Below are 23,883 nucleotides of genomic sequence, written 5' to 3'. Positions count from 1 at the left end.
CCCCGTGGACAAGCGGACGGTGACCTGTGAATTCCTGGGCACGCTGCTGCTGGTCTTCTTCGCCGTCGGATCGGCGGTGTTGGCGGGTGAGTACATCGGCACCCTGGGCATCGCCCTCGCCTTCGGCTTCACGCTGCTGGCGCTGGCCTACGCGCTCGGCCCGATCTCCGGCTGCCATGTGAACCCGGCCGTCACCCTCGGCATGCTCGTCGCCGGGCGCGTCGGCGTCAGGACCGCCGTCGAGTACTGGGTCGCCCAGTTCCTGGGCGCCATCGCGGGCGCCGCGCTGCTCTTCCTGGTGGCCAAGCAGGTGCCGGGGCTGAAGACCAGCGGGGCGTTCGGCACCAACGGCTACGGCAGCCGGTCCGCGGTCGGCATTAACATCGGCGGCGCGTTCGTCGTCGAGGTGGTGCTGACGTTCCTGCTGGTGTTCGTGGTGCTCTCCGTCACGCACAAGGTGGCGGTGCTCGGCTTCGACGGCCTGCCGATCGGTCTGGTGCTGGCCGTGATCCACCTGGTCGGCATCCCGCTGACCGGCACGTCGGTGAACCCGGCACGCAGCCTCGGCCCCGCCCTGTTCGCGGGCGGAGCCGCGCTGTCGCAGCTGTGGCTGTTCATCGTGGCGCCGCTGATCGGCGGCGCGCTGGCGGCGCTGGTGCACCATGTGACCCACCCGCCGACGTCCGCCCGGCACGGCGGCCTCCGGCTGGCCGAGCAGGAGGTCGAGCAGGAGGCCGACGACGCCGGGGCGGAACGGCCGGAGCCGGCCTGACGCGGTGCGCCCGGCCGGCTCCCGGAGGTCCGCTCCCGGTTCAGCTGTAGACGGGGCCCGTGAGCTTCTCGCCGGGTCCGTGGCCGGGCTCGTCCGGCACCAGGGACGCCTCGCGGAAGGCCAGCTGCAGCGACTTCAGACCGTCCTTGAGCGGGGCGGCGTGGTAGGTGCTGATCTCCGGCGCGCCCGCGGTGACCAGGCCGGCGAGCGCGGTGATCAGCTTCCGGGCCTCGTCCAGGTCCTTGTGCTCGGGGCCCTCCTCGGCGAGGCCCAGGTTGACGGCCGCCGCGCTCATCAGGTGGACCGCTACCGTCGTGATGACCTCGACCGCGGGAACGTCCGCGATGTCGCGGGTCATCGCGTCGAAGTCGGGGGTCTGGTTCTCGTCACTCATGGCCCTCACGATAGGCGACCGTGCGGCAGGCCGATGTCGACGGGTACGATCCCGCCGATTACGGGCTTCCCCAGGTCACTGGTATGCTTGCAAATCGACCGGTCGGACACACCTGTGCCCGGCCCACAAGTGGAGGCTCCGATCTCCCACCCGACCGACCGAGAGGTTGGCGGGTCCGGTCAGGCAGCGTTCTTCGGTGGATGGTTCTCCCGGATGCCGAACGCGTTGCCCGATGCGCCCCGCGGTGTTCCGTGGCGGTGCTCCCGGTTTTGAGGAGCCCTGCCTGTGACCTGTATGGGGCGTTTTTTACGTTCTGAGTACAGGGGTCGGACGACACAGACGTTACGTGGCTGTCCGCCAGGCGGCCGCGTGGTGCAACCGAGGAGGCCCCATCAGCGCCGAGCCCCGCATCGTCGAGCCTCGCATCAACGACCGCATTCGCGTCCCCGAGGTGCGACTCGTCGGTCCCAGTGGTGAGCAGGTCGGCATCGTGCCGCTTGCCAAGGCCCTGGAGCTTGCGCAGGAATACGACCTCGACCTGGTCGAGGTCGCAGCGACCGCACGTCCGCCCGTGTGCAAGCTCATGGACTACGGGAAGTTCAAGTACGAATCGGCCATGAAGGCACGTGAGGCGCGCAAGAACCAGGCGCACACGGTCATCAAGGAGATGAAACTCCGGCCGAAGATCGACCCGCACGACTACGACACCAAGAAGGGCCACGTCGTCCGCTTCCTGAAGCAGGGCGACAAGGTCAAGATCACGATCATGTTCCGTGGTCGCGAGCAGTCCCGCCCCGAGCTGGGCTTCCGACTGCTGCAGCGGCTGGCGTCCGACGTGGAGGAGCTCGGCTTCATCGAGTCGAATCCGAAGCAGGACGGCCGAAACATGATCATGGTTCTCGGTCCTCACAAGAAGAAGACCGAAGCGATGGCCGAAGCCCGCGAGGCAGCGGCTGTTCGTAAGGCCGAGCGTCAGGGTTACGCGCCCGACGACGATTCGGACGAGCAGGACGAGTCCTTCGACGGCACCGTCGAGAACTCCGAGGGTTCGGAAGCGTCCGCCGAGGCGCCGGTCGTCGACTCCGCCGAGGAATCGGCCGAGAAGCCTGCCGACAAGCCGGTCGAGGACAACTGAGTCCGCGTAAGGCCCCGGGGCACCGTTCCGGGATGGAAATGCAGTACTGACGCTCTCCGTCCGCACCTGTGGCGGACGGGAGGGCCAGCGACGAGGAGACTACGGCGACATGCCGAAGAACAAGACGCACAGCGGTGCGAGCAAGCGCTTCAAGGTCACCGGCAGCGGCAAGATCATGCGTGAGCGCGCCGGCCGTCGTCACCTGCTCGAGCACAAGCCGTCGAGCAAGACGCGCCGCCTCGCCGGCACGGTCCAGCTGGCCAAGGCCGACACCAAGAAGATCAAGAAGCTTCTCGGTCTGTGACGGCCGCGCCCCGTCGTCCGTGAGGACATCAAGGGGCGCGACGTCAAACCGGGATCCCATCGCTTTCGGGCCGCGTGAGTCCCCCCGCGGTCCCCTACAAGGAGTCATCAAGTGGCACGCGTCAAGCGGGCAGTAAACGCCCACAAGAAGCGCAGGGCAGTCCTCGAGGCGGCCAAGGGTTACCGCGGCCAGCGGTCGCGCCTGTACCGCAAGGCCAAGGAGCAGGTTACCCACTCCCTGGTCTACAACTTCAACGACCGCAAGAAGCGCAAGGGCGACTTCCGTCAGCTGTGGATCCAGCGCATCAACGCCGCTGCCCGCCTGAACGACATGACGTACAACCGCCTCATCCAGGGTCTGAAGGCCGCCAACATCGAGGTGGACCGCAAGATCCTCGCCGAGCTGGCCGTCAACGACGCCAACGCCTTCGCCGCGCTGGTCGAGGTTGCCAAGAAGGCGCTGCCGACGGACGTCAACGCGCCCAAGGCTGCCTGAGAACGACGCGACGGGGTTCTGCCGGGGTCGCCCCGAGTGACCCCCACGCAGTCCCCGGACCCGCAGGCTGAGCCTGCGGGTCCGTGTGCTGTCCGGACAGGCCCCTACGTCACCCCCCGGATCCACCCCAGAAGCGAGCACTCCCCATGGCGAGCCCCGAGCCCGAGCTGACCTCCTTGCGATCCCCGCGTGTCACCGCGGCGCACCGCCTGGCCAAGCGCAGCTTCCGCGGCAAGGAGCGACGGTTCATCGCCGAGGGCCCGCAGGCGGTCAGGGAGGCCATCAGCCACCGCGGCGGCCCCGCCGGGCGCACGCTCGTCGAGCTGTACGCGACCCTGGAGGCCGCCGAGCGGCATGCTGACATCATCGCGGCCGCCCGCGCGATCGGGGCCCCGGTGCTCACCGCGGCCGACGAGGTCGTCGCCGAGATCTCCGACACCGTCACCCCGCAGGGCATCGTCGGCATCTGCCGTTTCCTGGACTCCCCGTTCGACGAAATCCTGCGATCCGCCCCGAAGCTCGTCGCCGTCCTCGCGCACGTCCGCGACCCCGGCAACGCCGGGACCGTGCTGCGCTGCGCCGACGCGGCCGGGGCCGACGCGGTGATCCTCACCGACGCCTCCGTCGACCTGTACAACCCCAAGTGCGTCCGCGCCTCGGTCGGCAGTCTCTTCCATCTGCCCGTCGCCGTCGGAGTGCCCGTCGAGAAGGCCGTCGCGGGTCTGCGCGCGGCCGGTGTGCGGCTGGTCGCCGCCGACGGAGCCGGCGTACGGGACCTGGACGCCGAACTCGACGAGGGCACCATGGGCGGCCCCACCGGCTGGATCTTCGGCAACGAGGCCTGGGGACTGCCCGAGGAGACCCGGGCCCTGGCGGACGAGGTGGTGCGCGTCCCGATCCACGGCAAGGCCGAGAGTCTCAACCTCGCGACGGCCGCCGCCGTGTGCCTCTATGCCTCCGCCCGCGCGCAGCGTGCCCCCGGAGGGTGCCGCTCCGTCACATCCAGCTAGTAGGGTTGCGGCCCGGGGGCCCTGAGAGGGGGGTGCGGGATGGATGTCGCGGCTACCGAGAGCACCACGCCTGCCACGCTCGAGGGCTGGGCGGCGGGCCTGGGCGAGTACGGGCTGACACCGGACGACCTTCCCGACGGACTCGTCGTCGCCGACGAGGACGGCCGGGTCATCTGCTTCAACTCCGCCGCCGCCCGGATCACCGCGCTGCACCCGGCCGACGTGCTGGGCGTGCCCATCGAGCGGGCGCTGCCGCTGGAGGATCTCGAGGGCCGCCGCTGGTGGTCGCTGACCGACCCGTACAAGGGCCTCGCGATCCGGGTGGGCCAGCCGGAACGCAATCTGCTGCTGCCCGGCGGCCGCGAGGTACTGGTCTCGGCGCGCTATGTGCGCACCCACCCGACCGGGCCCGTCCGCCGGCTCGTCGTCGCCCTGCGCGGCACCGAGGCGCGACGCCGTACCGAGCGCAGCCACGCCGAGCTGATCGCCACCGTCGCGCACGAGCTGCGCTCGCCGCTGACCTCGGTCAAGGGCTTCACCGCGACCCTGCTGGCCAAGTGGGAGCGGTTCACCGACGACCAGAAGAAACTGATGCTGGAGACCGTCGACCAGGACGCCAACCGCGTCACCCGGCTGATCGCCGAGCTGCTCGACATCTCCCGGATCGACTCCGGCCGCCTGGAGGTGCGTCGCCAGCCGGTCGACATCGCGGCGATGGTCCAGCGCCATGTGGACTCCCATGTGGCCGCCGGGCAGTCCAGGGAGCGGTTCCGCGTCGACGTCACCCAGCCGCTGCCCGCGCTGTGGGCCGATCCCGACAAGATCGACCAGATCCTCGGCAACCTGCTGGAAAATGCGGTGCGGCACGGCGAGGGACAGGTCACCATCGAGGTGGCACCTTCCCTTCTGGGAGCCCCCGACAAGGATCGCGCGGAAGGTACGGCACTGACGGTGAGCGACGAAGGCCCCGGCATCCCCGAGGAGTCGATGAGCCGCGTCTTCACCCGCTTCTGGCGGGGCAGCAAGCGCGGTGGCACCGGCCTGGGCCTGTACATCGTCAAGGGCATCGTCGAGGCGCACGGCGGGACGATCGCGGTCGGCCGGGCCCCCGGCGGCGGCGCACAGTTCCGATTTATTCTGCCCGTCGGGGCGCCGGCGTTCATGGCCTGAGCCATGGCCCTGCTCGGTCCGATGGGCGTGACCGGCCAATCAGCGCGGCCCCAGTAGACTCGACCCTTGGCATGTGTCCGGTCGGGCAGGCCGCTCACAGCACCCAATTCGGAACGGGAAGAGATGTCGGCACCGAACAAGTCGTACGACCCTGTCGAGGTCGAGGCACTGAAACCCGAAGAGATCGAGCGCATGCGGGACGAGGCGCTCGCCGCCATCGCCGCGGCCGCCGGCCTCGAGGAGCTGCACGAGGTCAAGGTGGCACACACCGGTGACCGGTCGCCGCTCGCGCTCGCGAACCGTGAGATCGGCGCGCTGCCGCCGCACGCGAAGGCGGAGGCCGGCAAGCGCGTCGGCCAGGCCCGCGGCGCGGTGAACAAGGCGCTGGCCGGCCGCCAGGCCGAGCTGGAGGCCGAGCGCGACGCCCGGGTGCTCGTCGAAGAGGCAGTGGACGTCACGCTGCCCTACGACCGGGTCCCGGCCGGTGCCCGGCACCCGCTCACCACGCTCTCGGACCGCATCGAGGACGTCTTCGTGGCCATGGGCTACGAGGTCGCCGAAGGCCCCGAGATCGAGGCCGAGTGGTTCAACTTCGACGCCCTGAACTTCCCGCCGGACCACCCGGCCCGTGAGATGCAGGACACCTTCTTCGTGAAGCCGCTGTCCGGCGCCCCCGCCGGCGACGGCGCGGAGTCGGGCGTGGTGCTGCGCACCCACACCTCCCCGGTGCAGATCCGCTCGATGATCGACCGCGAGCCGCCGGTCTACGTGATCTGCCCCGGCCGGGTCTACCGGACCGACGAGCTGGACGCCACGCACACCCCGGTCTTCGCCCAGGTCGAGCTGCTCGCCATCGACGAGGGCCTGACCATGGCGGACCTGAAGGGCACCCTGGACCACATGGTCCGGGCGCTGTTCGGCAGCGACCTCACCACCCGGCTGCGGCCCGCGTACTTCCCGTTCACCGAGCCGTCCGCCGAGATGGACATGCAGTGCTTCGCGTGCCGCGGCGAGTCGGCCGTCAACCCGGACCGCCCCTGCCGGACCTGCTCCTCCGAGGGCTGGATCGAGCTGGGCGGCTGCGGCATGGTCAACCCGCGGGTGCTCACCGCGTGCGGCGTCGACCCCCGGAAGTACAGCGGTTTCGCCTTCGGTTTCGGCATCGAGCGGTTGCTGATGTTCCGCCACAACATCGAGGACATGCGAGACATCATCGAGGGTGACGTGCGTTTCACCCTTCCGTTCGGGATGGAGATCTGATGCGGATCCCGCTTTCTTGGCTGCGGGAGTACGTCGACCTGCCCGCCGGCGAAACCGGCCGTGACGTCCAGGCCAAGCTCATTTCCTCCGGCCTCGAGGTCGAGACCGTCGAGCAGCTCGGCGCCGGCCTGACCGGCCCGCTGGTGGTCGGCAAGGTCCTCACCATCGAGGAGCTGGAAGGCTTCAAGAAGCCGATCCGCTTCTGCACGGTCGACGTCGGCAGCGCCAACGGCACCGGTGAGCCGCAGGAGATCGTCTGCGGCGCCCGGAACTTCGCCGTCGGCGACAAGGTCGTCGTCGTCCTGCCCGGCGCGACGCTGCCCGGCGACTTCAAGATCGCCGCGCGCAAGACGTACGGCAGGACCTCGCACGGCATGATCTGCTCCGCCGCCGAGCTGGGCATGGGCGACGACCACGACGGCATCATCGTGCTCCCGCCGGAGCACGAGGCCGGCACCGACGCCATCGCGCTGCTGGAGCTCGTCGACGAGGTGCTCGACATCGCCGTCACCCCGGACCGGGGCTACTGCCTGTCGATGCGCGGTGTCGCCCGCGAGACCGCCATCGCCTACGGGATCTCGCTGAGCGACCCGGCCCTCCTCGACGTGCCGGCGCCGAACGCGTACGGCTACCCGGTCCAGGTGGGCGACCCGGTCGGCTGCGACCGCTTCACCGCCCGCACCGTGGTCGGCCTGGACCCCGAGGCCCGCTCCCCGATCTGGCTGCAGCGCAGGCTGCAGAAGGCCGGCATGCGGCCGATCGGCCTGGCCGTGGACGTCACCAACTACGTGATGCTGGAGCTCGGCCAGCCGCTGCACGCCTACGACCGGACCCGGGTGGACGGCCCGATCGGCGTCCGCCGCGCGCAGCCCGGCGAGAAGCTCACCACGCTCGACGGCGTGAAGCGGGTGCTGGACGCCGAGGACCTGGTGATCACCGACAACAGCGGTGTGATCGGCCTGGCCGGCGTCATGGGCGGGGCCAACACCGAGATCGCGGACGCGGTCCGCGACGAGACGACGGGCGAGGTGCGCGGCACCACCGACGTCGTCATCGAGGCCGCGCACTTCGAGCCGGTCGCCATCGCCCGCACCGCCCGCCGGCACAAGCTGTCCTCCGAGGCGTCCAAGCGCTTCGAGCGCGGCACCGACCCGCAGACCACCTCGGCCGCCGCACAGCGCACCGCGGACCTGCTGGTGCTGCTCGCCGGCGGCACCGCGGAGGCCGGCGTCACGGAGATCATCTCCCCGTCCGCGCCGCGCACCATCTCCATCCCGGCCGACCACCCGGACCGCGTCGCGGGCACCGAGTACGGCCGCGAGACCGTGGTGCGCCGGCTGCAGCAGGTCGGCTGCGACGTCTACGGCTCCGACGAGCTCGTCGTCACCGTGCCGAGCTGGCGCCCGGACCTCACCGACCCGAACGACCTCGCCGAAGAGGTCATCCGGCTGGAGGGGTACGAGAACCTGCCGTCGACGCTGCCCAAGCTGCCGTCCGGCCGCGGTCTGACCGGATCGCAGCAGCTGCGCCGCCGGGTCGGCCGGTCGCTGGCCGGAGCGGGCTACGTCGAGGTGCAGAACACGCCGTTCCTCGGCGAGGCGGCCTTCGACCAGCTCGGCCTGGAGGCGGACGACCCGCGCCGCCGCACCGTCAAGCTCGTCAACCCGCTCTCCGACGAGGAACCGGCGATGCGCACGACGCTGCTGCCGGGGCTGCTGGCCACGCTGCGCCGCAACATCGGACGGGGCTCGCACGACCTGGCCCTGTTCGAGACCGGTCTGGTCTTCCGGCCCACCGGCGCCGAGCAGGTGCCGCCCAGGCTGCCGGTCGACCGCCGGCCCACCGACGAGGAGATCGCGGCGCTGAACGCCGCGCTGCCCGAACAGCCGCGCCGCGTCGCGGTCGCCCTGTCCGGCGCGCGCGAGCAGGCCGGCTGGTGGGGCAGGGGGAAGGCTGCGAGCTGGGCGGACGCCATCGAGGCCGGCCGCACCGTCGCCCGCGAGGCCGGGGTCGAGCTGATCGTCCGCCAGGACCAGCACGCCCCGTTCCACCCGGGCCGCTGCGCGGCGCTGCTCGCCGTCGTGGACGGCGAGGAGATCCTCGTCGGTCACGCCGGTGAACTGCACCCGCGGGTCGTCAAGGCACTGCACCTGCCGGCGCAGACCTCCGCCATGGAGCTCGACCTGGACCGTGTGGAGCGGGCGTCCTCCGGCCCGGTCCCGGCACCCCGGGTGTCCACCTTCCCGGTGGCCACGCAGGACGTCGCCCTGATCACCGAGGCGTCCGTCCCGGCCGCCGAGGTGGAGGCCGCACTGCGCACCGGCGCCGGTGAACTGCTGGAGTCGCTGCGGCTGTTCGACATCTACACCGGTGAGCAGGTCGGTGAGGGCAAGAAGTCCCTCGCCTACGCCCTGCGCTTCCGGGCCGCCGACCGCACCCTCACGGCCGAGGAGACGACCGCCGCCCGTGACGCGGCCGTCGCCGCGGCCACCGCGGCCACCGGCGCCGTCCTGCGCGGCGCGTGACGCGGGGCCGTCGGGCCTGACCGAACGCGAGTGGGGCGCTCCCGGATCTCCGGGGGCGCCCCACTCGTCTGTCCGGCCCCGGCGAAGGGCGCGGGCGCACGGCTACCGGTCGCGGGACTCGGGCCGGTCGAGGATGCGCAGCCAGCTGCCGTCCGGCTGGCGGCGTGCCACCTGGGCGCGGCCGCCGGTCCCGTCGGCGGCCCGCGTCGCGGTCAGCGCCAGATCGCCGTTGACCAGGGTGGGCAGCGATTCCTCCAGCGTGAAGTGCGGCGCCTGCTGGAGCAGTTGCTCGATGACGCCGCGGATCGCCTCCCGGCCGATGGTCTCGCTGCCGGGCGGGAACCCCAGCACCGCGTCCGGCTCGTAGAGGGCGGCGATCCCTTCGGCGTCGCCCGCGTTCGCACGCTCCACGAACAGACGGGCCAGATCCTCCGGCTGTGCGGCGGCTTCGCGTGTGGCAGTCATGGTCTTCGCTCTCCTCGGGTCGTTCGTCGGCCGATTCGTTTCTCTTCCCCATGGTGCGTCGCCGTGACATAGAAGTCGAAGAGATGGATCGTATGAGAGGCAGAAGTATGAGTTATAGGTAAGCGGTTGTCCCCGGCGAGAGGTTTCTTCGCTCGATCGGGTGATTCTGCAGGGCTGGGTGTCATGGGTGCGGCACGGATCGACAGAATCGGTCGCGACGCGGGGGTCCGTTCCCTGTGGGAGCGGTTCGTCGCCGACCGCGCCAACGGCTGCGTGGGAGCGTCGTCGAAGTAGCGTCGTCCGCCCGGAGGGCGGGGGCGGCGGGGTCTGGTGCGTGCGATCGCAAGGCGGAGGAGGAGTCCCTGCGGTGGGGGCACCTCCCAGCGGTAGCTGGGGGCCATCGGCGACCGACGACAACGCCGCGAGCGTGCCTGCCAGACCCCGCCGGCCAGACGAAACTTCGACGACACGACCTAGGGGGAGCCGGCGGGATGATCCGTATCAGAGCAGTTCTCGGGGTGCCGTACGGTCTCCCGGCCGTGCTGCTGTACGTGCTGCCCGGTGTCTGGATCGCCGTGGTGCTGGTGCTCGCGGCGGTGGCGCCCGACGGGGTGAGCCTGCTGCCGGCGCTGGCCGTGGCGCCCGCCATCGCGTGCGTGGGCAGCGGGCGGCGGCAGTGCGTGCTGGTCAGCGGCGTCGTCGCGTTCGCGGCGCTGGCGTTCGGGCTGGTCGGCCGCGGCACCCGCGAGTTCCAGGAGCGGCTCGGTACCGGAGTGGCGGTGCTCGCCGTGGTGGCCCTGTGCTTCTGGATGGCCGCCCGCCGGACGGGAATGGCCGCGGAGCTGGAGCGCACCCGGGAGATCGCCGTCGCCACCCAAAGGGTGCTGCAGCGGCCGCTGCCGCAGCGGGTGAACGGCTACGCGGTGGCGGGCGAGTACCTTTCCGCGAGCCGGGGCGCCCGGGTCGGCGGCGACCTGTACGAGGTGCTGGCCACGCCGTACGGGCTGCGGGCGGTGGTCGGCGACGTCCGGGGCCACGGGCTGGCCGCGATCGACTCGGTCGCCGCGCTGCTCGGCAGCTTCCGCGAGGCCGCGCACGACGAGCCCGAACTGACCGGGGTGCTGTCCCGGCTGGACCGCTCGCTCAACCGCCATCTGCGGCAGCGGTCGTGCGCGGAGCACCCGGCGGTGGCGGACACCGAATCGCAGAACCCGGTCGCCGAGGAGTTCGTCACCCTCCTGCTGCTGCAGCTGGGCGACGACGGAACGCTGGAAACGGTCAACTGCGGCCATCCGCTGCCCTTCGTGACCGGGCCGTACGCGACGGGCGAGCGACCGCGGCCGATGGCCCTGGGCGAAACCCTGCCACCGCTCGGCCTGTTGGACGACGCAGACCGGGCGGCGCCGGCCCACCGCGGCGCGCTGCTGCCGGGCCAGGCCCTGGTGCTCTACACCGACGGGCTGCAGGACGCCCGCAACGCGTCGGGGACGTTCTTCGCGCTCCCCGAAGCCGTGGCGGCCGCGGCCGCCACCGCGCGGATCGGCGGGGCGCTGGCCGCCGCACCCCTGGCCCGCGCGCTGAGCGCCGCGGCCCTGCGGCACACCGGCGGGCGGCCGACCGACGACATGGCGTTGCTCGTCCTGCTCCGCGCCGTGGCTCGTGTCCCGCTGCGGAACCGTTCCTCCGCACTGTCGGGAACGCCGCTCCGCTGATGCGCCCGGCGCCGCCGACTGCGAGGCGCTCGCTGTGACCGGCGGGCTCGAGGTCTACCAGGACAGGGCCGACAGGTGGAAGTTCCGTCTCAGGGCGGGCAACGGCGAGATCATCGCCGTCAATGCGGCGTACGCGTCCCGGTCCGGTGCGATGAACGGTGTGGACTCCGCCAAGCGCGACGCAGGGGACGCCGCCGTGCAGGAGGTCGCCGGCACGAAGAAGCAGTAGTCGGGGTCGGGCGCGGCCGGCAGGCACTCGTCACAGGCCCAGACGGGATAGTCGCCGCCCTCGCGCGGGCGCAGGGTGCCGACCCGTGTCGTCCCGGCGCCGCTCACCGCGCAGCGGAAGCATGTACCGGTCACGGTCGGCCTCCAGAGATCGTCGCGGACCGCACCACCCGTCCTGCCGCGGTGTGCCTGGCTACGCAGGGCGGGTGGTGCGGGGTGGGTCACCGCCAATGCACGAGGGGGAGTCGGCGACCCGCGGCACAGTCAATCGCCCCGCCAACTCCCGGGGGAGCGTGTGCGACAGGCATATGCGGGTGCTCCGCTCACACCCCGTGTGAACGGGGTGGCGCTACGCTGCGCGCAGTGGGCGAAACCAGGGGGACCGGATGGAACCCAACACGCTGTTCGACGCAGTCCTCGACGAGGCGGGCGCCTCCCATGCGGGGCTGGCCGCCCGGATCAACGCACTCGGCAGGGCCCGGGGAATGCCGCTCCGCTACGACCGCACCGCGGTGACCCGCTGGATCAAGGGCCAGCGCCCCCGCGGCCAGGTGCCCGAGCTGATCTGCGAGGTGCTCGGCGGCCTGGTGCAACGCCCGCTGACCCTCGCCGACATCGGGATGGACCGGGGAGCCGTGGCCCAGACGGCGGGCACTCCGCTGACCGGTTTCGTGGAGCGCGCCACCGCGTTATGGCGCGCCGACGAACAGCAGCGCCCCCATGTGCGGACCGCGCCCGTCCTGACCGGGCCCAAGGCGGTCATGCCGTTGTGGGAGTGGGAGAACCCGCCGGAGGACATGGACGTCTCGCGGACCGGGGTGCAGCGGGTGACCGGAGCGGACGTGGCGATGCTGCACGCCGCCCGCGCGCACTACGAGGAGCTGTACCGGGGCGCGGGCGGAGTGGCGACCCGGGACCGCGTCGTCGGCTTCCTCAACGCCCAGGCCGCACCGCTGCTGCGCGGCCGTTACACCGATCCAGTCGGCCGGCAGCTGCACCGCGCGGTCGGGGCGCTCGTCGGTATCGCCGGGATCTGCGCCTACGACACGGACGCGCACGGGCTCGCGCAGCGGTACTTCCACCAGTCGCTGCGACTGGCCAAGGCGTCGGGGGACCGGGGTCTGGGCGCCTGCGTGGTCGGCATGCTGGTCTACCAGTCGCTCCATCTGCGCGACTACCGGCAGGCGGTGGCGTTCGCCGAGGCGGCGCTGCGCACCGCGGGCCACAACGTCACCCCGGCGCTGGCCGCGGATCTGTACGCGATGCAGGCCAAGGCGTACGGGCGGCTCGGCGACCGGCCGAGCGCGCATCGCTGCGGTCGGCTCGCCGAGACCGCGGAGCAGCGCATCAGGGTGGAGGAGGAGCCCGCGGAGACCGCCTACGTCCAACCGGGGCTGGTGGACGTGCAGTTGGCCGAGGCGTTCATGAGCCTGGGAGAACTGCGGCCCGCGCTCGAACACGCCGTCCAGTCGGTGAGTTCCCCCTCGCACGCGCGCGGACGGGTGCACCGGCTGGCCGTGCTGACCCATGTGGAGCTGCGCCGGGGCGAGGCCGATCACGCCGCGGTGCTGGCGGTCCGGATGGTGGAGCAGGGGCGGGGTATGGAATCGCAGCGTCTGCGCGACCGGTTCGCGGAGGTCCGCCGCCATCTGGCCGCCTATGACAGCGTGCCGGCAGTCCAGGCCGCGGGGCTCATCGACGAGCTGCTCCGCGTTCCATTGTGACGCTCACGCGAGCTGCGATGTTGTCACCATCCGAAAGGAAGGTGGCGGAATCGTGCAATGGAAGAACCTTAGTGAGCGAACTGTGTACAGAAACCGCTGGATGCGCGTCAATCTCGCCGATGTCGAACTCCCCGACGGGCGTCATCTCAACCACTATCTGATCAGGCTGCGCCCGGTCGCGCTGGCCACCGTGGTCAACGAGGCGAACGAGGTGCTGCTGCTGTGGCGGCACCGGTTCATCACCGACAGCTGGGGGTGGGAGCTCGCGGCCGGCGTCGTCGAGGACGGTGAGGACATCGAGGCGGCGGCGGCCAGGGAGATGCTGGAGGAGACCGGCTGGCGTCCGGGGCCGCTGCAGCACCTGCTGACCGTCGAGCCCTCCAACGGCCTCACCGACGCACGGCACTTCGTCTACTGGTCGGAGGAGGCGGAGTACGTCGGTCATCCGGAGGACGACTTCGAGTCGGACCGGCGCGAGTGGGTGCCGCTGAAGACCGTGCCGGACATGGTCGCGCGGGGTGAGGTCCCCGCGTCGAACATGGCCGCCGCACTGCTGATGCTGCATCATCTGCGCCTGGGCTGATGCTCGCGGCCGAGCAGGCTGTTCAGGACGTGGAGCGCTGCCGCCCGCCGTGCGGGCCTGCGGGACCACACGGCGGGTGCGGCGGCGCCGATCAGCAGCAGGAGGGAGAGGGCGGCGACGGCGACCGCGGGCACCAGCGCGCGGCGTCCGCCGACGACGATGGTGAGCGTGCTGAGGGGGAGGCTGAGGATCACGGGTGAGAGTGCTCTATGGGGATGGTCCGGTCTCATGTAAAAATAGTGAAGCACTTGAGAGACGTTTCGTCTACGAATTGGGACGGTGGGCATGGCGGGCAGCGAACTCCACGATCAGCTGTCCCGGTTGGTCCAGGAGGCGCAGACGGCCGGGGAGTCCTACCAGGACCTCGCCGACCGTGCCATCGACCCGGTGACCGGGGCCACCGTCTCCAAGCCCTACCTGCACAAGCTCGCCCGCGGCCAGGTCGCCACCGCCCCCGGGCCCGTCCAGCTGCGCGCCATCGCCGCCGCCCTGCGCCGGCCGGCCGCGCTCGTGCAGCGGGCCGCGGCGGAACAGTTCCTCGGCTGGGTCTCGGACGAGGTGCAGGGCTACGACGACGACATGCGCGTCATCGTCACCTACGCGGAGGCCATGCCGCCGGCGGAGCGCAGGCGGTTGCGGGCCACGGTCGAGGCGTGGGAGCGGGCGCGGGCCGAGGAGCGGTAGCCAGCCGCCGGCCGGTGCGGTGCCCGGAAGCGCGGTGTCGGTCGTGCGGTGTCCGGTCGGTGCCGTGCCGGGCCCGTGCGGTGACCCGTCCGTGCGGGGCCGGATGCCGTGCGTTTGTTGGCTGATACAGACGTTGTCGGCGTACGGGCCGGGCGGTACGTTGCCCCGTGACGCGCATCCGGTGCCTGGATTCGGCCGGCCGCGCGTGCCATCAGTGGGGAACACCGTGATCCGGATCGTCTATCTCCTGGCCCCTCTCGAACCCGATGTCGGCGCGGTCGTCCGCGAACGCCGCGGACAGGTCGAGGTCTATCTCTCCGACCGCCATCACACCCGTGACGGAGTCGCGGCCCTCAACAGCGCCTCCGAGGAACTCCTCGCGGCAGGACACTGGTTCCAGCTCTGGAAGGGCGAGATCGTCTCCATCCGGTCGCCCGAGCACTGACCCCGGCCGGCAGCGGTCAGCGCGCCGGCCCGGCCGCCTTCAGGGCGGTCACCGTGGCCGCAGCGAGGCTGTCGAGGTAGCCGGCGGGCAGCGGGGAGCGGATCACGGCGAGCCGCCAGTAGAGCGGGCCCGCGATCAGGTCGAGCGACAGGTCCGCATCGGTTCCGGCCGCCAGCTCGCCGCGCTCGACCGCCTTGCGCACGACCGCCGCCGAGATGCCGCGCTGGGTGTCGCGCAGCGCCGTCTGCAACGCGGCGGCGATCTCCGGGTTGCGCGCCGCCTCGGCGAGCAGGTCCGGGATGATCTGCGACGCGACCGGGTGCCGCAGGGCGCGCGCGGTGACCTCCAGCAGTAACCGGACGTCGCCGAGGAGCGAGCCGGTGTCGGGCGCCGGCATGCCCTGGACCGCCACGGCGGAGACCGTGTCGAGGACCAGCGGCAGCTTCGAACGCCAGCGCCGGTAGACGGCAGCCTTGCCGACGCCGGCCCGGCGGGCGATCCCCTCGATGGACATCCGGCCGTAGCCGACCGCCGCCAGCTCGTCGAAGACGGCGCTGCGGATGGCGTCCGTCACGTCCTCCCGGAGCACTGCGGCTCCCGCGGGGGCGCGACGAGGGGTACGGGGCTCCGTTGGCATGCCACCGAGCCTAGCGCGACGTGGCGACGGAACGGTTGCGTTCCATCCTTGAAATGCTCTACCGTTCAGACCGGACGACGAGACGGATCCGTTCCGTCGCATCGCGTTCACTCCCCGTTTTCGCCTCGAACGAAAGCGCGTCACATGACCTTGCATATGGACGCCCCCGCGGCGGCGCAGGACCTGGACAGCCCGGACGGCGGTCTGTCGGCCGCTGATCTGGCGGCGAAGTACGGGCTGTCGGTCAGTGGTGCCCGGCCGGGCCTTGGCGAGTACACCCGGCAGTTGTGGGGCCGGCGGCACTTCATCAACGAGTTCGCGAAGGCGCGGACGCAGGCGCAGTACACCGACGCGCGGCTGGGTCAGTTGTGGCAGGTGATGACGCCGTTGCTGAACGCGGCGGTGTACTACCTGATCTTCGGGCTGTTGTTGGGTACCGACCGTGGTGTGGACAACTTCATCGCGTTCCTGGTGGCGGGTATTTTCATCTTCACGTTCACCCAGTCGTCGATCATGAGTGGTGTGAAGGCGGTCTCGGGGAATCTGGGGCTGATCCGGGCGTTGCATTTCCCGCGGGCGTCGATGCCGATCGCGTTCACGTTGATGCAGTTGCAGCAGTTGCTGATGTCGATGCTGGTGCTGTTCTCGATCGTGTTGATGACCGGTGAGGTGCCGACCTGGTCGTGGTTGCTGGCGATTCCGGCGTTGTTCATCCAGTCGGTGTTCAATGCCGGTCTGGCGCTGGCGGTGGCCCGGTTGGGCAGCAAGATGACGGACCTGGCGCAGCTGATGCCGTTCATCCTGCGGACGTGGATGTACACCTCCGGCGTCATGTACAGCATCAGCAATTTCACGAAGTCGGCACCGTATTTCGTGAAGATCCTGCTCGATGTGAATCCCATCGCGGTCTATATCGACCTGATGCGCTTCGCGTTGATCGACAGCGTGACGGCCGAGCAGATGCCGCCGCACGTGTGGGCGGTCGCGGTGGGCTGGGCGGTCCTGGTGGGTGTCGGCGGGTACGTGTATTTCTGGAAGGCTGAGGAGAAGTACGGCCGTGGCTGAGACCGCAGAGATCGACAAGAGCGCCACCGGGACCGACACCCATGCCGCCGGGACGGCTCCGGCCCGATCCCGCGTCCCGACCGTGATCGTGGACGATGTGCACATCGTCTACCGGGTGCACGGCGCCGGTAACAGCAAGGGCAGCGCGACGGCCGCCCTCGGCCGCCTCGTGTCCCGCAAGTCGTCCCCGAACGTCCGGCTGGTCCACGCGGTGCGCGGGGTGAGCTTCACCGCCTACCGGGGTGAGGCGATCGGTCTGATCGGGTCGAACGGGTCGGGCAAGTCCACGATGCTGCGGGCCGTCGCGGGCCTGCTGCCGCCGGAGAGCGGCCGGGTCTACACCGACGGCCAGCCCTCGCTGCTGGGTGTCAACGCGGCGCTGATGAACGACCTGTCCGGCGAGCGGAACGTCGTGCTCGGCGGGCTGGCGATGGGCATGTCGCAGGAGGAGATCCGGGAGCGCTACGAGGGCATCGTGGACTTCTCGGGGATCAACGAGAAGGACGATTTCATCTCGTTGCCGATGCGGACGTATTCCTCGGGCATGGCGGCCCGGCTGCGGTTCTCGATCGCGGCGGCCAAGAACCATGACGTGCTGATGATCGACGAGGCGCTGGCCACCGGCGACCGCTCCTTCCAACGGCGCTCGGAGGAGCGCATCCGCGAGCTGCGCAAGGAAGCCGGCACGGTCTTCCTGGTCAGTCACAACAACAAGTCGATCCGTGACACCTGCGACCGGGTGCTGTGGCTGGAGAAGGGCGAGCTCCTCATGGACGGCCCGACCGAGGAAGTCGTCAGCGCCTACGAGAATTCCAACAAATGACGAACCGGCCCGCCATCGAGATGGCGGGCCGGTTCAGCTGTTCATTCCTTCGAGCTGTCAGTACTGGTAGAAACCGGCGCCGGTCTTGCGGCCCAGACGGCCCGCGTCGACCATGCGCTGGAGCAGCGGGGGAGCGGCGTACAGCGGCTCCTTGAATTCGTGGTACATCGAATCCGCGATGGCCGCGATGGTGTCAAGACCGATGAGGTCGGAGAGCTTGAGCGGGCCCATCGGGTGCGCGCAGCCCATTTCCATACCGTTGTCGATGTCCTCGCGGTTGGCGATTCCGGACTCGAACATCCGGATCGCCGACAGGAGATACGGGACCAGCAGCGCGTTCACCACGAAGCCGGAGCGGTCCTGGGCGCGGATCGCGTGCTTGCCGAGGACGTCGGTGACGAGGCTCTCGGTGCGCTTGAGGGTGTCGTCGGCGGTGGTGAGGGCCGGGATCAGCTCGACGAGCTTCTGCACCGGGGCCGGGTTGAAGAAGTGGATCCCGAGCACGTACTCGGGACGCGAGGTGGCCACCGCGAGCTTCACCAGGGGGATGGACGAGGTGTTGGAGGCCAGGATCGCGTCCGGCCGGGTCACCACCTGGTCGAGGACCTGGAAGATCTCGGTCTTGACCTGCTCGTTCTCGACCACGGCCTCGATCACGAGATCACGGTCGGCGAACTCGCCGAGGTCGGTGGTGAAGCTCAGACGGGCGAGCGTCGCGTCCCGCTCCTCCTCGGTGATCTTGCCGCGTTCGGCGGCCTTCCCGAGGGAGTTCGTCAGACGGGTACGGCCGAGCTCCAGGGCCTCGCCGGTGGTCTCCGCGACGCGGACGTCCAGTCCGGCGCGGGCGCAGACCTCCGCGATCCCGGAGCCCATCTGCCCGGCCCCCACCACTCCGACGCGCTGGATGTCGCTCACTCGTAAGCCTTTCGCTGTGGTACAGGAATAAGCGGGCGGACCACGCGGTAGCGGGCTCGCCCGCTCCGACGTTACTCCGCCGGTGCGGAGGATTGCTCCGGCCCCCCGGCCGCACCATCATCAGCGGGACAGCACCCGACGATCAGGGGGCACGGATGGGCCAGATCACTCGCAGGACCTTCGCGCTGGGCGCCATCGGCACCGCGGGCGCGGTGGCCGTGGGGGCCGCCACCGGAACACCCGCCGCCGCGGCCGAAGCGGCACCGGACGCGGAACGGGACCGGCCGGAGCGGCAGTTCCGCGGCATGTGGATCGCGACCGTCGCCAACACGAACTGGCCGTCCGCCCCCGGCCTGCCGGCGGCGACGCAGCGGCAGGAACTGCTCGATCTGCTGGACACCGCCGTCGAGCGCCGGCTCAACGCGGTGGTGCTCCAGGTCCGGCCCACCGCGGACGCGCTGTGGGCGTCGCCGTACGAGCCGTGGTCGCAGTACCTCAGCGGAACCCAGGGCCAGGACCCCGGCTGGGACCCGCTCGGCACGGCCGTGCGCGAGGCGCACCGGCGCGGCCTGGAACTGCACGCCTGGTTCAATCCGTACCGCATCGCCAACAACGCCGACCCGAGCCTGCTCGCCCCGACCCACCCGGCGCGGCTGCACCCCGAGTGGGTCGTCCCGTACGGCGGGAAGCTGTACTACAACCCGGGGCTGCCGGAGGTGCGGCGCTTCGTCCAGGACGCGATGCTCGACGCCGTGCGGCGCTATCCGGTCGACGCGGTCCACTGGGACGACTACTTCTATCCGTACCCGGTGGCGGGGCAGGTCTTCGACGACGATGCCGCGTACGCCGCCTTCGGATCGGGGTTCCCGGACCGGGCCGCCTGGCGGCGCGACAACACCGACCGGCTGGTGCGGGAGACGGCGGTCCGCATCCAGCGGATCCGGCCGCGCACCCGCTTCGGGATCAGCCCCTTCGGGGTGTGGCGCAACCGGGCGACCGACCCGCTCGGCTCCGACACGACGGCGGGCGTCCAGACCTACGACGACCTGCACGCCGACACCCGCGGGTGGGTGAAGAAGGGGTGGATCGACTACATCGTTCCGCAGGTGTACTGGAACATCGGGTTCCCGGCCGCCGACTACGCCAAGCTCGTCCCCTGGTGGGCGGACGTGGTCTCCGGCACCGATGTCGATCTCTACGTGGGTGAGGCGCTGTACAAGGTGGGCCTCGCGGGCCAGCCCGCGGCCTGGCAGGACCCCGCCGAGCTCTCCCGCCACCTCACCTTCGACCGCGACCACCCGCAGGTGCGCGGCAACATCTTCTACTCGTCGACCCAGGTGGTGGCGGACCCGCTCGGAGCGATGTCCCGGGTCGTCGCCGACCACTACGGCCACTGCGTGCACGTGCCGCGCTAGGTCCGGGCATGACTGAGGGGCGGAGCGGCCGCGCTCACGGCCGCACCGCGCCGCTCACGGCGCGGGCGTCGGCTGGTCCCGGTGCCGCACCTCTGAATCCGGGCCCGGTGACACCAGGGCCACGTGGCCGTCGTCGAACCGCACCCGGTACGGCGGTGTGCCGTCCTCGCCGAGCACCTCGACGATCTCGGCGGACCGGTCGTGTTGTCCGACGACCCTGCCGTGTACCAGCAGGACATCTCCCACATTCGCGTTCATCCGCGGTCACCCCTGATCAGGAGGACATGTACCTGAATTCTTTCCAAGTCTAGGCGCGCCCGCCGGTTACCGCCCGGATTCGGCGGGAATATTCGTTCGATCAAGAGGCTTCCGGCCTGTTAGCGTCGCGGTGTGGCGAAACTCAATCAGATCATCGCGGTCGAGAAGGGCGTCAAGTCCAAGTCCCATCAGGAACTGACCGCTTCCCATCACGACCTGCAGAAGCCCGCTCTGCTCTCCGGGCTCTCCCGGACCTACCAGCCGAAGGACGAGGAGGGCGAACAGCTGCCCCCCGAGTCGACCCGGGTCCAGATCAAGGCCGAGGACGTGCTGCGGACGACCGCGGTCACCCTCACCCGGCTCTTCGACGTCACCGCCACCAAGGACTGGGCGAACTGCGAGGCCCGCGCCGATGTGACGGTCGACGGGCGCGCGCTGGTGCGGGAGGTGCCCGTGTCGTACCTGCTGTTCCTGGAGAAGCAGCTGGTGGACCTGCACACCTTCATCCGCAAGCTGCCGGTGCTCGACGCCGCGGAGTCGTGGAACCTCGACCCGTCGAGCGACGCGTGGAAGACCGAGCCCGTACGCACCATCCGTACCAAGAAGGTGCCGCGCAACCACGTCAAGGCCGAGGCGACGGAGAAGCACCCCGCCCAGGTCGACGTGTACTACGAGGACGTGCCGGTCGGTTACTGGACGACCGTCAAGTTCTCCGGCGCCCTTCCGGCCCGGCGGGTCAACGAGCTGCTCGAGCGGGTGGAGAAGCTGCAGAACGCGGTCAAGTTCGCCCGCGAGGAGGCCAACAGCGCGGAAGTCACCGACCAGCGGGTCGGGGACGCCGTACTCGGCTACCTTCTCGGGCCGTAGGCGACCGCACCACAACAGACCCCCTCCGCCTGTGTGCGGAGGGTGCGCGAGGAGCGCAAAGCTCAGCCTGAAGCTTGTCGTGACGACGTGGTTCCAGTGGGGGTTCGAGTCCCTCTCCCGGCACTACCGGCCGGGGTAGCCCAACTGGCAGAGGCAGACCGCGATCAATCTCAGACTCTTGCTCCAGACTCAGCATTCGCCGCCGATCGCCGGATCCTCCGGGTTCGGGCTTGGTCGTCAGGTGCCGGTTCGAATCCGGTCCGCCGCTCTCCCTCCTGCGGCGGTAGTTCAATGGCAGAACAAGACGACGTGAAACTGACCCGCACCCCATCGCGCCGGCGTGTGCACATGGGCGGCATCAACAGGGGCCCGGGAGCTGGACACGCTCTCGGGCCCCGCTCCATGCCCAAGTCCGTTCCCCCGCCCATGTCCTGCCCGCTACCGTCTGGGCAGCGGGGCGGTGCCGCACAGGAACTCGGCGCTCTCCAGCAGCTCCGCCGTCAGCCGGACCCCGGTCAGATGCTCGGCGAGGGCGAACGCCGCCTCGGTGTTGAGCTGGTACTGCCGGTCGTCCTTGTCGCTCAGATCGAAGCCGACCTGACGCATCACCGGTTCGAGCCCGTCCGGGTCGCTGCCGTCCCGGCTGAACGGGAAGAGCGGTTCGAAATGCAGCCGCAACTCGCCGTCCTCGCACCAGTGGAAGTGGTCGACGGCGTTGACGTTCCTGAAGTGCGAGACCAGGCGGGTGCCTTGGGAGAGCGGAAGGATCAACTGGTCCATCGTGCCGAGGTAGCCGTTCGGCTCGATCGCGAGGGCCCACTCGCCGACCTCGGCCACGGCGATGAACAGCCGGTCCCCGTCGTGCGCGTCCCAGGCGTCGTAGGCGGGCTCGACGAGGGACTCGGCCCCCTTCAGGCGTATCCGCCCGGTGGCATGGAGCCGTTCCAGGAGCTCCTCGGGCGCCAGCCCGCGCACCAGCGTGATGCAGTACGCCTCGGCCAGACCGGGGAAGCGGTCGTCGAACCAGGTGAAGTCAGCGGCGGTCGCAGTCATGTCCGGATCGTCGCACCCGGCACTGACAACGGCCTTCAGCCGCCGCCCGCTCCGCCGTTACCGGGTCCGCCGAGAGCGGCGAGCAGCCCGGCGACGGCCTCGTCGAGCAGGCCGAGGAACGCGCCGACCGCCGGGGACGGCGACAGGCCGCGCGCGGTGGCGGCGTAGACGGCCCGCCCCGGAACGTCGTCGGGATGCAGCGCCACGAGGGCGATGTCGGCCCGCACCGAGGCGGCGGCCAGGGCCGGGACGAGGGTGACGCCGAGGCCCGCCGCGACGAAGCCCTGCTTGGCGATCCACTCGGCCGCGACGAAGCCGATCCGCGGCTCGAATCCGGTCCGCAGCGCGGAGCTGATCAGGGTGCCCCCGGGCCGGGCGCTGCCCGTCACCCACTGCTCCTCGGCGAGTTCGGCGAGCCTGATCCATGACCGGCCGGCCAACGGGTGGCCGGCGGGCAGCGCGACGAGCATGCTCTCGTCCAGCAGATGGTGCAGGTCGAAGTCGTCCAGCGGATGCCCGAACGTGGTGCTGACGACGGCGACATCGATCTCCCCGGCCGCCAGCCCGGCGAGATGGGCAGGTGTCACACCTTCCTTGAGAGTGATGGCGACCGCCGGATGGCGGGCGTGGAACGCGGCGATCGCCCTGGGGACGAGCGCCGCCTCGGCCGTCGCGAACGCGCCGATCCGCAGCCGGCCGGCGTCGAGGTCGCGCAGCGCGGTGAGGTCCTGCCGGGCCGCGCCGAGCCGGTCGAGCACGGCCTCGGCGTGCGGCAGCAGGCTGCGACCCGCCTCGGTGAGCCGCACCCCGCGCGGCAGCCGGTCGAAGAGCGGGGCGCCCGTCTGCCCTTCCAGCGCGGAGATCTGCCGGGACACCGCGGACTGGGTGTAGCCGAGGCCATTCGCCGCGGCGGTGAACGAACCGAGGCGGGCGACCTCGGTGAACATCCGGAGCCACGAGATGGAGAAGTCGTCGGCGAAGGCCATGGAGACATGCGGTTCTGGCATGCCTTCTATGCTAGACATTCGCTTGTCGCACGGCTTGGCCGCCCCTAGCGTCGTCGATATGGAAAAGATCGCGTTTCTGGGCCTGGGACACATGGGCGCCGTCATGGCGCGCCGGCTGCTTGCGGCAGGCCACCCGCTGACCGTGTGGAATCGCACCGCCTCGCGGGCACAACCGCTCGTGGCGGCGGGAGCCCGTCAGGCGAGCACCCCCGCGGAGGCGGTAGCCGGCGCCGATGTGGTGATCACGATGCTGGCCGGCCCCGAGGCGATGCGGCAGGTCATGGACGGGGCGGACGGTGTCGCGACCGCGCTGCGCCCCGGGACGTATCTCATCGACATGTCGACCATCGGACCGCGGGCCACGGACGAGCTGGCAGGGCGGCTGCCGGATGGGGTGGCGCTGATCGACGCCCCGGTGATGGGCAGCGTCGACCGTGCGGCGACGGGTGAACTGTGGGTGCTGGCGGGCGGGGACCCCGACCCGGTCCTGAAGATCCTGGAGTGCCTCGGCACGGTGACCCGCTGCGGTGCGACCGGATCGGGAGCGGCGCTGAAGCTGGTGCTGATCAACTCGATCATCGGCGGGGTCGCGCTGGTCGGAGAGGCGCTCGCCCTCGCGGACACCCTCAGGCTGCCCGAGGAGCTCGTGGTCGGCGAGTTGAAGAAGGGCCCGCTGGCCGGCGTCGTACAGCGGGCGTTCGCCCGCGAGGCGCACTTCCCCGTGGCGCTCGCGGCCAAGGACGTCGGCCTCGCGACCGCCGCCGCCGATCTGCCGGTGGCGCGCGCGGTGCTCGACCTGCTCACCGCGCTCCCCGAACTCGCGGACGCGGACCTGTCGCAGGCCGCCCAGCACGCCCGCACGCGCACCGGCACCCACCGCACCGCCGACGCCCCGGTCGCCGTCGACAGCTAGTACCCCGGCCGAGGTCCCGCAGGA

General features: G+C 70.8%; 27 protein-coding genes. 19 read left to right on the top strand and 8 right to left on the bottom strand.

The window, feature by feature from the left end; genetic code table 11:
- Positions 1–4 precede the first annotated feature (4 nt).
- Positions 5–772, top strand: coding sequence for an MIP family channel protein (locus AC07DC_RS18780; RefSeq protein ID WP_478915520.1), 768 nt, complete (start codon positions 5–7; stop codon positions 770–772).
- Positions 773–812: 40 nt separating this feature from the next.
- Here the strand turns inward: AC07DC_RS18780 and AC07DC_RS18775 are convergent, their stop codons facing one another.
- A complete protein-coding gene (locus AC07DC_RS18775; protein ID WP_478915519.1) occupies positions 813–1,166 on the bottom strand; it encodes a DUF1844 domain-containing protein in 354 nt (117 codons plus the stop codon).
- Between the two features lie 346 nt (positions 1,167–1,512).
- Here AC07DC_RS18775 and infC point away from each other — a divergent pair, with 346 nt between their 5' ends.
- The 7 genes from infC (at position 1,513) to pheT (ending at position 9,065) form a co-directional block, all read left to right on the top strand.
- Positions 1,513–2,301: a translation initiation factor IF-3 gene (infC, locus tag AC07DC_RS18770; RefSeq protein ID WP_478915518.1), complete on the top strand. Its 789-nt coding sequence runs from the start codon at positions 1,513–1,515 to the stop codon at positions 2,299–2,301.
- 109 nt (positions 2,302–2,410) lie between these two features.
- Positions 2,411–2,605, top strand: a complete 195-nt coding sequence (gene rpmI, locus AC07DC_RS18765; protein WP_138354851.1) for a 50S ribosomal protein L35 — start codon at positions 2,411–2,413, stop codon at positions 2,603–2,605.
- A 111-nt stretch (positions 2,606–2,716) separates the two neighbouring features.
- Positions 2,717–3,100 (top strand): 50S ribosomal protein L20, encoded by a 384-nt coding sequence (gene rplT, locus AC07DC_RS18760; protein WP_478915517.1) that lies wholly within the window; start codon positions 2,717–2,719, stop codon positions 3,098–3,100.
- Between the two features lie 146 nt (positions 3,101–3,246).
- Entirely contained in the window at positions 3,247–4,110 is an 864-nt protein-coding gene (locus AC07DC_RS18755; protein WP_478915516.1) for a TrmH family RNA methyltransferase, read from the top strand.
- A gap of 39 nt (positions 4,111–4,149) precedes the next feature.
- The gene (locus tag AC07DC_RS18750) at positions 4,150–5,280 is read left to right on the top strand and encodes a sensor histidine kinase (protein WP_478915515.1); all 1,131 of its coding nucleotides are present in this window, start codon (positions 4,150–4,152) and stop codon (positions 5,278–5,280) included.
- 123 nt (positions 5,281–5,403) lie between these two features.
- Positions 5,404–6,540, top strand: coding sequence for a phenylalanine--tRNA ligase subunit alpha (gene pheS, locus AC07DC_RS18745; protein WP_478915514.1), 1,137 nt, complete (start codon positions 5,404–5,406; stop codon positions 6,538–6,540).
- A complete protein-coding gene (gene pheT / locus AC07DC_RS18740; protein ID WP_478915513.1) occupies positions 6,540–9,065 on the top strand; it encodes a phenylalanine--tRNA ligase subunit beta in 2,526 nt (841 codons plus the stop codon). Before pheS ends, pheT begins: the two co-directional genes overlap by 1 nt.
- 102 nt (positions 9,066–9,167) lie before the next feature.
- On the opposite strand, the gene AC07DC_RS18735 is transcribed toward pheT, so the two are convergent.
- The gene (locus AC07DC_RS18735; RefSeq protein ID WP_478915512.1) at positions 9,168–9,530 is read right to left on the bottom strand and encodes a YybH family protein; all 363 of its coding nucleotides are present in this window, start codon (positions 9,528–9,530) and stop codon (positions 9,168–9,170) included.
- 491 nt (positions 9,531–10,021) lie between these two features.
- Here AC07DC_RS18735 and AC07DC_RS18730 point away from each other — a divergent pair, with 491 nt between their 5' ends.
- The 4 genes from AC07DC_RS18730 to AC07DC_RS18715 all read left to right on the top strand — a co-directional run bounded on the left by AC07DC_RS18730 (position 10,022) and on the right by AC07DC_RS18715 (position 13,777).
- Entirely contained in the window at positions 10,022–11,242 is a 1,221-nt protein-coding gene (locus AC07DC_RS18730) for a PP2C family protein-serine/threonine phosphatase (RefSeq protein ID WP_478915511.1), read from the top strand.
- A 34-nt stretch (positions 11,243–11,276) separates the two neighbouring features.
- Positions 11,277–11,471, top strand: a complete 195-nt coding sequence (locus AC07DC_RS18725) for a YegP family protein (RefSeq protein ID WP_478915510.1) — start codon at positions 11,277–11,279, stop codon at positions 11,469–11,471.
- Positions 11,472–11,856: 385 nt separating this feature from the next.
- On the top strand, positions 11,857–13,194 hold the full coding sequence (locus tag AC07DC_RS18720; protein ID WP_478915509.1) for a transcriptional regulator: 1,338 nt from the start codon (positions 11,857–11,859) through the stop codon (positions 13,192–13,194).
- Between the two features lie 100 nt (positions 13,195–13,294).
- The gene (locus AC07DC_RS18715; RefSeq protein WP_478915508.1) at positions 13,295–13,777 is read left to right on the top strand and encodes an NUDIX hydrolase; all 483 of its coding nucleotides are present in this window, start codon (positions 13,295–13,297) and stop codon (positions 13,775–13,777) included.
- Here AC07DC_RS18715 and AC07DC_RS18710 read toward each other — a convergent pair.
- The gene (locus tag AC07DC_RS18710) at positions 13,759–13,971 is read right to left on the bottom strand and encodes a hypothetical protein (RefSeq protein WP_478915507.1); all 213 of its coding nucleotides are present in this window, start codon (positions 13,969–13,971) and stop codon (positions 13,759–13,761) included. The two genes, AC07DC_RS18715 and AC07DC_RS18710, sit on opposite strands and share 19 nt — an antisense overlap.
- Positions 13,972–14,062: 91 nt before the next feature.
- On the opposite strand from AC07DC_RS18710, the gene AC07DC_RS18705 reads away from it, so the two are divergent.
- Both AC07DC_RS18705 and AC07DC_RS18700 read left to right on the top strand, forming a co-directional pair.
- Positions 14,063–14,461 carry a hypothetical protein gene (locus AC07DC_RS18705; protein ID WP_478915506.1) on the top strand — a complete coding sequence of 133 codons (399 nt, stop codon included), beginning with the start codon at positions 14,063–14,065 and terminating at the stop codon, positions 14,459–14,461.
- Between the two features lie 226 nt (positions 14,462–14,687).
- Positions 14,688–14,906: a hypothetical protein gene (locus AC07DC_RS18700; protein WP_478915505.1), complete on the top strand. Its 219-nt coding sequence runs from the start codon at positions 14,688–14,690 to the stop codon at positions 14,904–14,906.
- A 16-nt stretch (positions 14,907–14,922) separates the two neighbouring features.
- Here the strand turns inward: AC07DC_RS18700 and AC07DC_RS18695 are convergent, their stop codons facing one another.
- A complete protein-coding gene (locus AC07DC_RS18695) occupies positions 14,923–15,543 on the bottom strand; it encodes a TetR/AcrR family transcriptional regulator (RefSeq protein WP_478915504.1) in 621 nt (206 codons plus the stop codon).
- A 144-nt stretch (positions 15,544–15,687) separates the two neighbouring features.
- On the opposite strand from AC07DC_RS18695, the gene AC07DC_RS18690 reads away from it, so the two are divergent.
- Positions 15,688–16,608, top strand: coding sequence for an ABC transporter permease (locus tag AC07DC_RS18690; protein ID WP_478915503.1), 921 nt, complete (start codon positions 15,688–15,690; stop codon positions 16,606–16,608).
- A gap of 10 nt (positions 16,609–16,618) precedes the next feature.
- Positions 16,619–17,431 (top strand): ABC transporter ATP-binding protein, encoded by an 813-nt coding sequence (locus AC07DC_RS18685; RefSeq protein ID WP_478915609.1) that lies wholly within the window; start codon positions 16,619–16,621, stop codon positions 17,429–17,431.
- Between the two features lie 57 nt (positions 17,432–17,488).
- Here the strand turns inward: AC07DC_RS18685 and AC07DC_RS18680 are convergent, their stop codons facing one another.
- Positions 17,489–18,346 (bottom strand): 3-hydroxybutyryl-CoA dehydrogenase, encoded by an 858-nt coding sequence (locus AC07DC_RS18680; protein ID WP_138352721.1) that lies wholly within the window; start codon positions 18,344–18,346, stop codon positions 17,489–17,491.
- 155 nt (positions 18,347–18,501) lie between these two features.
- Between AC07DC_RS18680 and AC07DC_RS18675 the strand changes: the two genes are divergently transcribed.
- The gene (locus AC07DC_RS18675) at positions 18,502–19,761 is read left to right on the top strand and encodes a glycoside hydrolase family 10-like protein (RefSeq protein ID WP_478915502.1); all 1,260 of its coding nucleotides are present in this window, start codon (positions 18,502–18,504) and stop codon (positions 19,759–19,761) included.
- Between the two features lie 54 nt (positions 19,762–19,815).
- On the opposite strand, the gene AC07DC_RS18670 is transcribed toward AC07DC_RS18675, so the two are convergent.
- Positions 19,816–20,019 (bottom strand): DUF1918 domain-containing protein, encoded by a 204-nt coding sequence (locus AC07DC_RS18670; protein ID WP_478915501.1) that lies wholly within the window; start codon positions 20,017–20,019, stop codon positions 19,816–19,818.
- A gap of 132 nt (positions 20,020–20,151) precedes the next feature.
- Here AC07DC_RS18670 and AC07DC_RS18665 point away from each other — a divergent pair, with 132 nt between their 5' ends.
- Complete coding sequence (locus AC07DC_RS18665) at positions 20,152–20,886, top strand: DUF7873 family protein (RefSeq protein WP_478915500.1); 735 nt, start codon at positions 20,152–20,154, stop codon at positions 20,884–20,886.
- A 438-nt stretch (positions 20,887–21,324) separates the two neighbouring features.
- Here the strand turns inward: AC07DC_RS18665 and AC07DC_RS18660 are convergent, their stop codons facing one another.
- Both AC07DC_RS18660 and AC07DC_RS18655 read right to left on the bottom strand, forming a co-directional pair.
- Positions 21,325–21,939 (bottom strand): DUF6461 domain-containing protein, encoded by a 615-nt coding sequence (locus tag AC07DC_RS18660; RefSeq protein WP_478915499.1) that lies wholly within the window; start codon positions 21,937–21,939, stop codon positions 21,325–21,327.
- Positions 21,940–21,974: 35 nt separating this feature from the next.
- On the bottom strand, positions 21,975–22,946 hold the full coding sequence (locus AC07DC_RS18655; protein ID WP_478915498.1) for a LysR family transcriptional regulator: 972 nt from the start codon (positions 22,944–22,946) through the stop codon (positions 21,975–21,977).
- A 58-nt stretch (positions 22,947–23,004) separates the two neighbouring features.
- Here AC07DC_RS18655 and AC07DC_RS18650 point away from each other — a divergent pair, with 58 nt between their 5' ends.
- Positions 23,005–23,859, top strand: coding sequence for an NAD(P)-dependent oxidoreductase (locus tag AC07DC_RS18650; protein ID WP_478915497.1), 855 nt, complete (start codon positions 23,005–23,007; stop codon positions 23,857–23,859).
- The last annotated feature ends 24 nt before the right edge of the window (positions 23,860–23,883 follow it).

This window comes from Streptomyces sp. NPDC045021, from assembly GCF_056432645.1.
The sequence above is the reverse complement of the archived record's forward strand: the minus strand, read 5'-3'. Positions and strand labels throughout refer to the sequence as shown.